General features: G+C 56.7%; 11 protein-coding genes and 1 pseudogene. 4 read left to right on the forward strand and 8 right to left on the reverse strand.

The window, feature by feature from the left end:
* Nucleotides 1-167 precede the first annotated feature (167 nt).
* Complete coding sequence (locus EKD05_RS18265) at nt 168-374, forward strand: DUF2283 domain-containing protein (RefSeq protein WP_129675501.1); 207 nt, start codon at nt 168-170, stop codon at nt 372-374.
* Between the two features lie 256 nt (nt 375-630).
* On the opposite strand, the gene EKD05_RS27245 is transcribed toward EKD05_RS18265, so the two are convergent.
* Complete coding sequence (locus EKD05_RS27245) at nt 631-1,200, reverse strand: restriction endonuclease subunit S (protein WP_370374914.1); 570 nt, start codon at nt 1,198-1,200, stop codon at nt 631-633.
* Nucleotides 1,201-1,319: 119 nt separating this feature from the next.
* Nucleotides 1,320-1,653, reverse strand: a pseudogene (locus EKD05_RS27250) (type I restriction endonuclease subunit S); the annotation flags it as partial.
* 372 nt (nt 1,654-2,025) lie between these two features.
* On the opposite strand from EKD05_RS27250, the gene EKD05_RS27010 reads away from it, so the two are divergent.
* Nucleotides 2,026-2,460, forward strand: coding sequence for a hypothetical protein (locus EKD05_RS27010; RefSeq protein WP_129675507.1), 435 nt, complete (start codon nt 2,026-2,028; stop codon nt 2,458-2,460).
* Nucleotides 2,453-3,064 (forward strand): ISAzo13 family transposase, encoded by a 612-nt coding sequence (locus EKD05_RS18280; RefSeq protein WP_165360794.1) that lies wholly within the window; start codon nt 2,453-2,455, stop codon nt 3,062-3,064. The genes EKD05_RS27010 and EKD05_RS18280 overlap by 8 nt, the downstream gene beginning before the upstream one ends.
* 10 nt (nt 3,065-3,074) lie before the next feature.
* On the opposite strand, the gene EKD05_RS26390 is transcribed toward EKD05_RS18280, so the two are convergent.
* From EKD05_RS26390 to EKD05_RS18310, 6 genes are all read right to left on the reverse strand, one after another.
* Nucleotides 3,075-3,677, reverse strand: coding sequence for a hypothetical protein (locus EKD05_RS26390; protein WP_205703973.1), 603 nt, complete (start codon nt 3,675-3,677; stop codon nt 3,075-3,077).
* On the reverse strand, nt 3,674-5,131 hold the full coding sequence (locus EKD05_RS18290) for a class I SAM-dependent DNA methyltransferase (protein WP_129675512.1): 1,458 nt from the start codon (nt 5,129-5,131) through the stop codon (nt 3,674-3,676). The genes EKD05_RS26390 and EKD05_RS18290 overlap by 4 nt, the downstream gene beginning before the upstream one ends.
* 3 nt (nt 5,132-5,134) lie before the next feature.
* Complete coding sequence (hsdR, locus tag EKD05_RS18295) at nt 5,135-7,585, reverse strand: EcoAI/FtnUII family type I restriction enzme subunit R (protein ID WP_129675515.1); 2,451 nt, start codon at nt 7,583-7,585, stop codon at nt 5,135-5,137.
* Nucleotides 7,586-7,609: 24 nt separating this feature from the next.
* Nucleotides 7,610-8,707 carry a glucosaminidase domain-containing protein gene (locus EKD05_RS18300; protein ID WP_129675518.1) on the reverse strand — a complete coding sequence of 366 codons (1,098 nt, stop codon included), beginning with the start codon at nt 8,705-8,707 and terminating at the stop codon, nt 7,610-7,612.
* A 107-nt stretch (nt 8,708-8,814) separates the two neighbouring features.
* Complete coding sequence (gene bchH / locus EKD05_RS18305) at nt 8,815-12,696, reverse strand: magnesium chelatase subunit H (protein ID WP_129675521.1); 3,882 nt, start codon at nt 12,694-12,696, stop codon at nt 8,815-8,817.
* A gap of 105 nt (nt 12,697-12,801) precedes the next feature.
* Nucleotides 12,802-13,269, reverse strand: a complete 468-nt coding sequence (locus tag EKD05_RS18310) for a flavin reductase family protein (protein ID WP_129675524.1) — start codon at nt 13,267-13,269, stop codon at nt 12,802-12,804.
* Nucleotides 13,270-13,758: 489 nt separating this feature from the next.
* Between EKD05_RS18310 and EKD05_RS18315 the strand changes: the two genes are divergently transcribed.
* Nucleotides 13,759-14,019, forward strand: coding sequence for a type II toxin-antitoxin system Phd/YefM family antitoxin (locus tag EKD05_RS18315; protein WP_129675527.1), 261 nt, complete (start codon nt 13,759-13,761; stop codon nt 14,017-14,019).
* The last annotated feature ends 227 nt before the right edge of the window (nt 14,020-14,246 follow it).

A 14,246-nucleotide genomic window follows, 5' to 3' on the forward strand; every position in this document is an offset into this window, starting at 1 on the left:
CATCAACATTCTCAACCGGGGCGGACAGCTCCGTTGGTCGTTAAGCTCGCCAGAAGGCGGGTTGGGCCAAGAAGCCGCGCGGCTTTAGCCGCTGCGGAGTGTCACCCTGCTATCGTTGTTACGGTCTATCGCACCAGCAAAATCAGCAAATACTGGAAGACAATGCCATGAAAGTTACCTACGATGCCGAAGTAGATGTTTTGCGTCTCATCTTCAGTAATGCACCAATTGAGGAAAGCGATGAGGAGAAACCCGGTCTGATCCTCGACTATGATCAGGCAGGGAATATTGTCGGCATCGAAATCCTTGATGCCTCGAAGTGTACTGATAATCCGTTTGCAGTTGAGTATGCGGTCATCGGGAAGGCTGCTTAGTGCCGAGCCAGGCACGGGCTTCTCTACCCACGCCTGGCTTGCCAGCGTTCCCTCAGCCCTCCGCCAAGCACACGCAGAACCAACCCGGTCAAACCACAGTTCAAGGCTGCGAGGTGCCGTCATGACCCTATCAGTTCAGGCAAAGCCGCCGAACTGCTCGGCGCGGCAATCTGCAATCTAAAACCTGCAATCTAAAACCTGCAATCCAAAACCTGCAATCTAAAACCTGCAATCTAAAACGGTGTGCCACCGCCTGCTAGCCTGACCCAAGGGTTCCGTGCAGCACTGCGTCGAGCAGCCGTCGCCGTGTCGCCTCGCCCTCAACCAGGCTCGCCTCGAGCCGGTCGCAGAGGGCCATGAGTTCGTCGACCCGGGCGACGATGCGGTGTTGCTCGGCGAGAGGGGGGAGGGGCAGAATCAAATTTCCTAATGTTTGTCCATTAACATTTGGTTGGCCTGTCCCTCTCGTTCCAGCTCGTAGCTGCTCCCAATAGAGTGGCGACTCCAAAAAACATTTCAAATACTCATCAAATACATACTTAGTTCCTTGAATTCGTATCAAATAGGAAGCAAATACAGCTGTCACAGGGATATCCCGTACAAGAAAAGTTTTTCCTATTGTTCCTCCTGTTCTAGCAATGAGAATATCACCTTTTTCCAATTTGTACTGATTAACGTTTTCTTTATTAATTACACACCCGGGGACATTGAGCCAATCTACCGAATTATCTTGGATGTCCGTAATTCGTAGCATACGAACTTCTTTTAAAGCAGCATTGGCAGAGGCTGTAAAACCATAGTGTATACGGCGACTAACCATTGACATTCGGGTTAGAACCCATCCTGACTTCAGGGGGAGATCATTCTGGTCAAATTCTACTAATGTCTCATCACGTTTAGTGCGCTTCTCTCTGATTGGTTGCCCCTTCTCCTCCTTAATTCGCTCCAACAACTCCGCCGCTGGCTCGTCGCTCGGATCCTGCGGCACGAGCTTGCCGCGTACGGCGAGGTTGAGAATGGTCTGGCGCAGGGCTTTGATCTGGTCGGGGCGTGCGGTGATTGCGCCGAGATGCTCCAAGGCAAACGCGGCGTGCGCGTGCAATGTCTGCGGGTCGGGGGTGGGTTGGTTCAGTAGGGCAAGACTCGCTGCCGCCAGTCGGTCGCGGGTCGCTTCCCGCCGCGCCCGCGCTGCCTCGATCTGGTCGCAGAACGCCATGAGTTCGTCGACCCGGGCAACGATGCGGTGCTGCTCGGCGAGTGGAGGAAGGGGGAAGGGTGCTGCAACCGCATCTTCGGTTCTTAGTCTGGGCATTTTGGTGCCCTGGCCAAGCTTAGGGCTCATAAAAGAATAACTTCACCCCCCATGGTACACTGGGCTATGATCATCAGGGGGGCACCAAGTGACATCAGGAGTACGGTCCACGATTCATCAGTGTCAATGTCGCGTGTGTCAGGAAGGCTGTGACCTGGCAATCATGGAGTATCACCACACAATCAATGTGCTGCTCAGCCGGTTGACGGAACCTCAGCGGCGTTGGTACGTTGCCACCCTTGCCCAAGGGCCACACGCGCTCAGCCTTTACCAACTGGTGCGGATCACCGGGTTGGATCGGAATACCATTCGCCGGGGGTGTCGCGACGTGGCCGACGGTTGCGCCGATGTCCCACAGGGCCGCCAACGGCGACCGGGCGGGGGCCAACCCACAGCAGAAAAAAAGATCCCGCCCTCGAAGCCTTGATCCTGGGACTGGTGGCCCCGCATACGGCTGGCGATCCGATGAGCAGCGAGAAATGGCTCAACTGTCGGTTGGTCGACATCCAGGAACGCTTGGCGCACCTGGGACACCCGGCGAGCAAACCGGTGATTAGTCGGCTGTTGCGGGCGCATGACTATCGCTTGCGGGCCAATGTCAAACAGGCCGGGGGGGCGACCCATCCCGACCGTGACTGCCAATTTCGCTACATCGCGGATCACCGCACCCGGTATTTGGCGCAGGGCCAGCCGGTGATCAGCGTTGACACCAAGAAAAAAGAACTGATTGGCAACTTCAAGAATACAGGACGGACAATGGGGACAGGTGCCTGAACGAGTCGATGCGCACGACTTTCCGCATGATGCGCTGGGCCGAGCGGTTCCCTATGGCATCTACGATCTGCACGCCAATTGTGGCACGATCTATGTCGGCCAGTCGGCTGATACCCCGGCCTTCGCCGTTAGCAATCTGGCGCACTGGGTCAGGAGTGAAATGCGCGAACGGTATCCGTGTGCAACGCAGCTGTTGATCGAAGCCGATAGCGGAGGGAGCAATAGCGCCCGCTCGCGGGTCTGGAAGTATCGCCTGCAAACTCAGATTGCAGACCCCTATGGGATCACGCTCACCGTGTGCCATTATCCGCCGGGGGCATCGAAATGGAATCCGATCGAGCATCGGCTTTTTAGTGAGATCAGCAAGACTTGGGCAGGCTGCCCGCTGCGGTCGTTTGACGTGATGCTGCACTACCTGCGCGACACCACGACGCAGACCGGCTTGCGGGTGCGTGCCCATCTGGTATCTGAAGTCTATCAGACGGGTGAGCGCGTTACGGATGACGAACTGGCAACCCTCTGTCTCGAAGCCCATACCGTTTGCCCCCAGTGGAATTACACCATCCGGCCCCGCCCTCGCTCCCCAGAAGCGTCAGGGGGGTGAACTTATACTTTTATGAACCCTTAGTGACATATTCAACGAAATCAGGGCGACGGAGAGCAGTCGCACAGTAATCAGAACATAGAGGAATGAATGAGCGAATTGCTACAATCTCGGTAGTTGAATAGCCATCCTCGTCTGCCACGAGAACCTTGTTCAAATATGGCCGGAGTTTTCCATAAAGAATGTCGCCGATTAGAAACTCAGATTTTGTGCTGAGAGATGAGCGTTCATAGGCACGGACACGAACAAGAAGGCGTGAAGTATCCTTCTCAATGTCCTCAAGCTCAAGAAGCCATTTCTGAGGATCAAGGACCTTGGGATCGCGTTTGATACCTGCATCGTACAGGAAGATTTCACCCAGTGGCGCCCATACCCATGTTGATGGCAACTCAAACGGTATTGCAGCAAGTTCAACCTCTTTTTTACCCTTCACCATCCGCGCCTTCTCAGCCGCTATCCGCTTCAGCAACTCTGTCGCTGGCTCATCCGCTGGATCCTGTGGCACAAGTTTGCCGCGCACGGCGAGGTCGAGGATGAAGCGGCGCAGTCGGGCGATGGCATCAGGCGCGTCGGCGATGCGGTCGTAGTGGGTCAAGAGTTGGTCGGCATTCATCGCAGCAGCGCCTCCGCCAAAATCGCCTTTAGCTGGTTGCGCAAGGAGGCTGTCTCGCTCTCGGCCCTGGTCAGTTCGGCGAGCAGTTGTTCGGGGTCGCCGTGGTTGTCTGCGACGGTATGGGGGTTCTTGATGTCGAGGTTATAGCCGCGTGCCTTTATCTCCTCGGCGGTGACCTGCCACGCCTGCGGTGTCTCTTCGCGCCCTTGGCGCTGCGGCCCACCCCACCAGGCGATGCACGGTTGCATATGCTCTAGCCTGATCGGCTTCGTCATCGAATAGGCCTTTTGCCCCGCTGGCACCTGGTGTTCATAGTACCAGATCGTTTCGGTCGGTTGGCCTTTTTCAAAGAAGAGCAGGTTGGTACCGATTGAGGCGTAGGGTTTGAAGACCGAGTTGGGCAGGCGCACAATCGTGTGCAGGTTGCATTCGGTCATCAAGTGCTCTTTGAGGCGAGTCTTGACGCCCTCGCCAAAGAGTGTGCCATCGGGTAGCACGACAGCAGCGCGGCCACCTGGCTTCAACAGGCGGATGATCAGGGCCAGAAAGAGATCCGCCATCTCTTTCGTACGAAAGTGCTGCGGGAAGTTGCTCTCGATGCCGTCCTCTTCGCGCCCCCCAAAGGGCGGATTGGTCAGGACGATGTCAACGCGATCTTTCTGCTCCCAGCTGATGTAGGGGCGGGCCAGGGTGTTATCGTGGCGCACGAAGCTCGGCGCTTCGATGCCGTGCAGCAGCATGTTGGTCACACAGAGCATGTGCGGCAGTTGCTTCTTTTCCACTGCGCGCAGGCTCGCCTGCATCTGCTGCTCATCCTCAGGAAGCTTCACATAGCGCTCGCGCATATGGCGGATCGCACAGGTAAGAAAGCCGCCTGTCCCACAGGCCGGGTCAAAGAGAAGCTCGCCTGGCCTGGGGTCGATGCGATCAACCATAAAAGCGGTGACGGCGCGAGGGGTGTAGTACTCACCAGCATTGCCAGCCGATTGCAGGTCGTTGAGGATCTGCTCATAGATGTCACCAAAGTGCTGGCGCTCGGTCAGATTGTTGAAGTCGATCCCATTGATCTTGTTCACCACCTGGCGCATCAACTGGCCGGACTTCATATAGTTATAGGCATCCTCGAACACATCGCGCACCACGCGCCGACGGTCATCGGGCTGGCCCGTTACAGGCAGGTTCTTCAGCGCTGGGAAGAGTTCATCGTTGACGAAGGTAAGTAGGGCCTGACCAGTAGAACCTTCCGGGTCTGCCGCCCAGGTACGCCACTGGAAGCGCTCGGAGATCGGTGAACGATACGTCGCGTCCAGCAACTCCAGTTCCTGATCCTGGTCATCAATAATCTTGAGAAAGAACATCCAGCACAACTGGCTAATACGCTGAGCGTCACCATCAACACCCGTGTCCTGGCGCATAATATCTTGAATGGACTTGACGAGGGTACGAGCAGACATAGTTCAGGCGGTCTCCTGGTAGAGTGCGGCTTGCAAGTCGTGTACCGCGCGGTCGAAGTCGTCACGGGTACCAAAGGCTTTGATCAACTGCATCGGGGTGCCAAGGGCCGAAAAGGGTGGAATCTTGAGCACCTGCGGATCATCGAGGTTGAGCATGCCTTCATCCTCATACTTCGCCAACAGGGCTTCGAGCACCGCACGAGCCTGGGTGCCGTACCTGGCAAATACATCGCGCTGCTTAACATTCGCTGCCCGCTCGCGGCGCGTCAGCGGCTTTGCATCGAAAGCGAGGTAGCAGATCAGATCGAACGGGTCGAAATCCTGGCCTACTTCATCAACCAGCAGGTCAAGGCTCAACCCCTCGGCTTCCAACTCTTCGACAATCGCCTGCTTGCGCGCAGCCGACTCCCAGCGCTTCAAAAAAGCATTGAGACTGACAAACCGCTTCTTGAGCGCCTTCCTGGTATAATCGTGCAGGCTCTCGGTAATGAGCTTGCCATACTCATCGAGGTATTGTACGCGCTCAGCGATGATCTTGACCGCAACACCGTCTACATAGACCTTGCGTTGCCCGTAGTCATTCTCTGGAAAGCTAATGTCAGGCGGAACAACGACAACCGTCTCTCCCTCACCGGGTTCGGGCGCAAGCGGCTCGCCATCATCGCCAACTGGCACCTCGTCCTCAGGCGGAGTGAGCGGATCGCCCTCACCGGGCTCGTAGATCTGCACCGGCTCGCCGTCAAACTCCGGATCAGCGAAGTGGTTCGTCGCACCACGGAAGTCCATCAGAGTGAAATAATACTTGCGCGTATCTTCATGCACGCGGGTGCCACGCCCAACGATCTGCTTAAACTCAGTCATCGAGCCAACCTCACGATCGAGCACGATCAACCGACAGGTCTGCGCATCCACACCCGTCGAAAGCAGACGCGAGGTTGTAACAATGACCGGATGCGATGCCTCCGGGTCGATAAAATTGCCAAGCTGCGCCTGGCCCTCGGCGTCGGCCCCAGTAATCCGCATAACATAGCGATAATTCGCGGCCACAAGGTCGGCATTCTCATTGATCAAAGCCTGGCGCATGCGTGCGGCGTGCTCTTGATCAACACAGAAGACGATCGTTTTCTGGAAGCGGTCGCCACTCTCCTTCAGGAAAGACGTCACCTTGCGGGCCACCACCTTCGTCCGCTCATCAAGCACAAGCGTCCGATCGAAATCCTTGACATTATAGATCCGGTCTTCGACCTCATCACCCTCGCGGTCGCGCTGACCGCGCTCAGGGCGATAGCCCGTGACATCGCGGTCAATATGCACCTTGACCACCTTGTAGGGCGCGAGGAAGCCATCGCGGATCCCTTGCTTGAGCGAGTAGGAGTAGACCGGCTCGCCGAAGTAGTGGATATTAGAGACGTAGCGGGTCTCCTTCGGGGTCGCCGTGAGACCAATCTGCGTTGCCGCAGCAAAATATTCGAGGATCTCACGCCAAGCCGAATCTTCCGCCGCGCTCCCGCGATGGCATTCATCGATCACAATCAGGTCAAAAAACCCAGGCGAAAACTCCCGAAACAGCTTCTGACGCTCCTCAGGGCCAGTAATTGCCTGGTAAAGACCGAGGTAAATCTCATAAGCCGTATCAATGCGGCGCTTCTTATCAAGCGCGAGGGGCAACTCCTCCGTCGTGCCATCACTGCGCTCGATCGTCTTGGCGCTCGTCGAAAGCCGGGCCATCGCCGCACCAAACGGACGAAAATCATTAACCATCGTCTGATCGACCAGCACATTGCGGTCAGCGAGGAAAAGAATGCGCTGCTTACGTCCCGCCTTCCAGAGACGCCAGATAATCTGGAAAGCCGTATACGTCTTGCCAGTCCCCGTCGCCATAACGAGCAGAACCCGCTCCTGCCCTCTGGCGATAGCCTCAATAGCTGCATTGACCGCACTCACCTGATAATAACGCGGAGCTTTGCCGCCGCCGTCATCGAAATAATCCTGAAGCACAAGCGCCTCAGCCTCGGGCGTCAGACCCTTCCAGGCTCGATAGCGCCCCCAGAGCTCCGCCGGTGAAGGAAAGGCATGCAGGCTCAGGGTCTCCTCCAGCTGCGCGCCAGTGCCAGTGCGGTCGTGGAAGACGAAACCATCGCCATTCGACGAGAAGACAAAGGGAATATCAAGCGTCTGCGCATAGTCAAGCGCCTGTTGCATACCATCGCCAACACTATGGGTATTATCCTTCGCCTCAATAATAGCAACCGGAAGATTGGGCTTATAGTAAAGAATATAGTCAGCGCGCTTCGCCTTGCCGCGCGTAACCAACTTGCCACGCACAATAATGCGGCCATTCGTAAAGCTCACCTCTTCGCGGATCTGCGCCAACTCATCCCAACTCGCCCGGCGCAGGGCAGGCGTAATGAATTTCGTACAAATATCACGCTCGCTGAGGCTCTTTTTATCCATTGGCTTTGGGTGACCTCCAGCCCATTACCTCCCCGGCCCAACCTGCGGCGTTACCGTGGGTGCCGGGGCGAGCGGGGGGGCCAGCAGGTCGCTCAGGCGGCGCACGTCGCTCCAGTTGGTCTGGCTTTCAACGGGGGCAATTGGGGTGTAGAGGGTGTCGAGGGCAAAGACTTGCACGGCAAAGCGTTGCCCGTCAAGCATGATGATCCGGCTCTCGTCCATCGGGACGCCAAGCGGTCGCCCGGCCCGCGCTTCGGCGAGCATGTATTGGTGAAAGGCCCAGTTGGGGTAGTAGACGACTGATGAGGCCAGGAAGGTTTCGCTGATTAGCGCTTGATCGAGCGGGCCGGTATAGGCGCGGAGCGCCACATCGGCACCGGCGTTCGCACTGCCGCTCCACGAGGCGACTTGCCGCCTGATCGCGTTGATGTAGGCCGTCGGGACATTGCCGTCAGACGTGGGCGCATAGACTGGCACGGCTTTCTCGACGGTATCCATGCCCCGGTTGACATAGCCCAGCATCAGTTCTGACCAGTCACGGGCACCGTCTTGCCAGGTGGCATACCGCGCAAAGCCATCAACAAGGCCTGCGTTGCGTTCCTGTTTGATGTGCCGACGCAGCATCCCCCAGTTTTGCAGCCCCGAACGAGCACAGCGCCCGGTCGTGCAATACTGACTCTCGTGCTGAAAAAAGGCGAGCGCCACCGCCGGATCAAGCCCATAGCCACGGATAATATCGTAGAGTTCGTTGCCATACGGGGCGGCGGGTGAACCGGCATTCGCCAGGATGCGGCTGAAATTGGTCTGCGAGATCCGGGGCGTAGCCCGAAATGTCAACCCCTGGCTCTGCGCAGAGGCCGCAGGGGGCAAGGCGGTGACAACAAGGATCACCCCCGCCAGGGCTACCATCCCGACGAGCAGGCCAAGCCGACGACTCTCACGCTGCAACAGGGCAGGGAGCCGCAACACAAGCAGCGAAACCGCCACCCATGCGAGCACAATCGCAGACTGTTGCAACTGAAGCGACGTAAGCAGACCGAGGAGGCGCAAGGGCACCAGGCTAATGCCCAGCAGAACGAGGATCGTCAGCGCAAGTGGTTCACCATAGGTACGCCACCGCATGAGCTTTGCTTTCCTGGGCTCCGCCCGCAGGCCAGCTTTGCTGGCCTGCGGGCGGAGCCCAACCAACACTTTCAGCTTCCGGGAAGCTCTCAAGCTTCCCGGAAGCTTTACACGACCCCTTCCAGCCGATCTTCGAGATCGGCGTAGAGTTCGCGCAGGCGGTCGAGGGTCTCGTCATCGGTCTGCCACATACCACGGGTATTGGCCTCGAGCAGACGCCCAACAGCATTGCGCGTCGCCTCGGGATTCGCCGCCTCGAGGCGCTGGCGCATCGCATCGTCGAGCACAAAAGTAGACGCGGCCTCATCATAGACCCAGTTGTCAACCGCCTCGGTCGTCGCACTCCAGCCGAGCATATAGGTAAAGCGGTGAGCAATCTCGGCAGCCCCATTGTGCCCATGCTTGAGCATACCCTCGTACCATTTGGGGTTGAGCAACTTGGTCCGATATTCCACGCGCAGCACCTGGTCAAGATTTTGTATCTTGGTTTCGGCGGTATAGCTCTCGACATAGTTGAGCGGCACCTGCTGGCCGGTAGCGCGTTCAGCCGCCGCCTTGAGCGCCCCGGAATAGCCATAGTAGTGCTGCATATCGGTCAGGCCATACTCAACACTATCAATCTCCTGGGCCACCCGCCCCACGGTACCAAGCAACGAACGCAGGACTTCGGGCTGAGCACCGCCCGCCTTCTCGCCGCCAAACGCAAAGGCATTGCGCTTAATAAAAAGCTCTTCCAAATCCTGGCGATCTTCCCAGGCGCTGCCATCAATCGCCTCATCAACATCGGTGCCATAGGTACCCTCGGCCTGCGTAAAGATCCGCGCGGTTGCGGCCTCCAGGGTCTTGCCCTCAGCGAGCATCGCATTGACGTGCTTGCGGATAAAGTTCTGGTCTTCGGGCTCATCGGCCACCGCCGCCTCGCGCACCAACCGATCGAGAATGTCGATCGTCCCGGCGAAGGTATCACGGAAAATGCCCGACGCAGTCATCAGCACATCAATGCGCGGGCGACCGAGTTCTTCCAGCGGGATCAGGCTATAGCGCCCAATCTTGCCCTGGCCGTCTTTGACCGGGCGGGCACCCATCAGGCCAAGCACAATCCCGATGGACTCACCCTTGGTCTTGATCGCATCAAGACCCCAGAGCACCTGCGCAATCGTCTCGGGGTACTCGCCCTGATCAGCAACGTGCGCCGCGATCAGCGACTCGGCAATGCGGACACCGCGTTCATAGGCGCTATCCGAGGGCACGCGGAAGGGGTCGAGGCTATGGATATTGCGGCCCGTGGGCAACACGGCCATACCATCGCGGATCAAGTCGCCACCGGGAGCGGCGGGAATATACTTGCCTTCCAGCCCGTGCAGCAGATAATCAAGTTCTTGCGTATTATCACGGAGGGCCGTGAGCATCGCCCGCCCGTGTTCAGCCAGCGGGTTGAGCGCCATCGACCAGGGAACAACCTCGGTGAGCCCAAAGATCGCACGCCAGGCACTATCAGGATTTTCGCCATTGAGGATCGCCCGGCGCACAAACGCATGGCAACCTGCCTCAATGCGGTCACGCAGGGCAAGAGCGTGGACATCACCGCGGCGTGCGGCTGCCAGCATACCAGTATAATCACTGAAACTCGACCGCACACCATTGCTATCTGGCCCATTGCCCACAGCGGTCAGCGCCAGATCACCCAGGCCCATATTGCCATCACGCGGAATCTTGAGTGCCTCGGCGATCAGGGTCAACTGCTGATCGGGAGGCGGCGCACTCCCCATCACATGCAGACTATCGGTAATCAGCGTATTTTCGAGTTCACGGAGGTAGGCATAGGCCCGTGAGACAAACGCGCTGAACGGCTCATCAGGGAGTTGCGCCAGCTCTACATCAAGATTGAGCAACTCGATCTTCTGCTGGATCGCCAGCATCGCCGGATGCTCACCAGTCTCAGCTTCAACGTCGCCACGTTCACCACGGCTACGATGTTCTTCCAGCAGATCCTTGAGCGCCTGCAGCTCTTTATAGAGCCCAGCGCGGCCATAGGGCGGAATCGCGTGACCAATGATCGTCGCATACCCACGGCGCTTGGCGATATTAGCCTCAGCCGGATTATTGATCGGATAGACATAGAAATTGGGCAACGTACCAAGCAACACATCAGGCCAACAATGCTCGGTCATCCCGAGTTGCACCCCCGGCATCCACTCAGACGTCCCGTGCATCCCAACATGCACAAGCGCGTGGGCACCGAACTCTTCGCTGAGGTACTTATAGAAGAGCGCGTACTGATGGTGGGGCGTATTCTCGCGGTCAAAGAGCAGCCGCATCGGGTCACCGGGCATGCCAATCATCGGCTGGATACCGACATAGACATTGCCGAGGTGCATCCCACCGAGGCGCACCCGGTCGCGGCCAGCGGGGGCAATATCACCAGGGAACGCGCCCCAGCGGCTATTGATCCGCTCTTGATCCTGGGGGCGGATCCAGCGATAGAAAGCCTCATTATTGACCGTTGGCAGATTGAGGGGGGGATGGTCGGGGGGCAACTCGGGCATATCAGGCCGCAGCGTAGCCTCAAGGCAGCGGGCAAACTGAACGGGATCACGCGGATAATCACCGACCGTATAGCCAGCGGCCCGCATCCGATCAAGCAGCGCAATCAGGCTAGACGGCACGTCAAGCAGGGCTGCCGTTGCCACATTGCCCTGCCCAGGCGGATAATTGTAGACCACCAGGGCAACCTTCTTGTCACGATTCGGCGTCTTGCGCAGCCGCACATAACCGCTGGTCTGCTCACCGAGGCGATGCAGGCGGTCAGGCACCGTGCCAATCTCACTGCCACGCATCCCACCGAGCACCACCGGCGCAATTGCACCATCCATCTCGGGCAACGCATACATCATCGTCGCCTGGATCGGCCCAACGCCATGTTCGCGCCAATTCTCTTCATCTTGCACAAAGAGCGGCGAAGAGACGATATAGGGAACATCAAGCTTGCTCAGCAACTCACGGGCCACCGCAACCGTCAGACCAGCCTTGGTGGAACCAGCGGGGCCGCCAACAAGGGGAAAACCCATGGTATTGATCACCGCATCGACGTGCATCCGCCCGAGCCACTCACGCACAACGACGTGGCCTTCGATGCCCTGGACAAAAATGGGCAACACACGCAGCTTGGCCGCCTCGAGGGCGTGTACAACATCATTGTGGTAATGCGTCCCACCGAGAATATGGCTCCGGAACGAGAGCACGGCGACGGTACCGAGTGGTTCAGAGGCCTTCTTGCCGCCATTGCTACGTTTGCGCCGTTCACGCTCCCACTTCTCGTACTCATCAGGTTTCGCAAAATATTTTGGCGCATCGGGATGCGCAAAACCCATATCGGGCACCTGGACGGGAGGGGGTACCTGCAATTTGGGCATATTGCAATACTCACGAAGAATGAGCTTGAACATGCTCGCCGTATTGGCGACATTGCGCGTATTCCAATACGTCGTGACATTCGTCCAGTTGCGGAAATCGGTCAAGCGCTTGCCGGGCAAGAAATTGACCAGCTTGCTCGTAATCTTCTGGAGCTTGACATAGCCATAGAACGCATCTTCTTCGCGGTTGCCCACAAGCAACCGGGCGACATTCTGAACAGGCTTGGGCATCCCGCCGCCGCCGCCACTCTTGCCGCCCATCGCATAATTGCCAACCTTGGTGAGGCGCATAATCTCGGGGACGCCTTCGAAAGAGAAGACAATCGGCGGATCGTGGCGCTGAACCACAGGCACCAACCACTCGGTGCTTTCGGCGAGCGTAATGAGCGAAGAAAAGAAACACGTGCAGCGAGCGATCGCCGCCTCGACCTCATCGGGTCGCTGTTGAATATCACGATCTTCAAAGACCCGCAGCCGAAAACTCGGTACCTCTTTACGTACCTCAGCTTCAGCAGCCGCAAAGAGATCCTGGCTGTAACGCTGCAAACCCAGTACCATCACAAACTCATGCGCCATTGCTCCACCTCGCTTCTCAGGCACAAAACGTGCAAAGATCTAGCATACATTATCGGTGAAATGCGGTGAAAGAACAAACTTTGCATTCTATGAACAAAAGAAGAACTAGCCAAGGCGATGATAGCCTGAGCGATAGTAGAGCAACGGATTACCCTCGTAGCACTGCGCAGCGATCACCTCACCGACAAAAATCGTATGGTCGCCCCCGGGCAACGTACTGTGGACGTCACACTCGATATGGGCAAGCACGCCACGTAACAGAGGCAAGCCATTGGGCGAAATATCAAAGGTTCCACTGGTAAACTTCTCGGCCTCTTCGCTAGCAAAGCGGCGCGAGATATACTCTTGATCTTCGGCCAAAATATTGACGGCATACCGACCCGAGGTACTGATCACCGCGTGACTACCTGCACGATGATCAATCGAGACGAGCACGAGCATGGGATCGAGTGAAAGTGAGGTAAACGAACTAACAGTCAACCCGGCTGGCCGACCTTCATAGACCGAAGTAACAACCGTAACTCCGGAAGGAAAGCGCCCCATTACTTGACGAAAACGCGATTGGTCAATCATCCTCTGTTATACCTCTATCTCTACATCTTGGAACAGTCACTATCTCAAAGGCTATTTTCATTGTACCTCAACTTCCACATGTGCGCCTTGTATAATCTGTCAGCTTCATGTATAATAGTTAAAATTTAGTTAGGGGTCATCCAGAAGGTCACAGGCACCTGCCAGATCCAGCTCAACACCTCGTAGCTATACCTTGCTCTAAAGCGAATCTCAGTCTTGAAAGTCATAATATGCATCATTATCATAACAAATAGATCTAGATATTTCTTCAACAAATAGAAAAAAGGCGTTATAATTATAACACGAACAGCATAAGATTCAGGTTAACAAACTATGTTGTTTTAGTCTACCATGTAGCCCCGCACAGTCTCATCCACTGTACAAACTGACAGCAATGCGGGTAAGCGGGTAGAGCTATTGTTGGCATCGTCAACAGCCGTGTTGACTGTGTGGATCGTCATGGTGAGAAGATTGTAGCGGAGGATTAGAATGGTAGATCTGAAGGATTATACGCTGGACGTTGACTTGAAGCAGGGTGTCGTACCAATCTCCAAGGCCGCATCGTCGTTGGCAGCCCTCATCAAGCGGTCACGGGCCAACCATCAGCCCATTATTGTGACGCAAAAAGGCTATCCGACCGGTGTCATTCTTGATGTTGATCTGTTTACCGCGCTGCGTGAACTTGCCGACATCCATCTTGAGAATGAGACGGTTGAAAGCGCGACACCTTCTGAGACCGTTGAAGGATAGGTTGCCGTAGAACCTCGCGTACCGATACAAAGAAAGAAGGTGAAGAACCCCGTTCTTCACCTTCTTTCTTTGTCACCTGCAAGCTCATAAAGCATTGATGGCGCAGTGGCTTCGCTTCAAGAATACGCTGGTACATCAAATGAGCCTGTCCCTCTAACACCTGATCTTGCTTGAGGCAGATTATCCCACGCCAGAGGACACCATAGGCTTTGCTCACGAGATCATCG

This window comes from Candidatus Chloroploca sp. Khr17, from assembly GCF_004138165.1.
GTDB lineage: Bacteria > Chloroflexota > Chloroflexia > Chloroflexales > Chloroflexaceae > Chloroploca.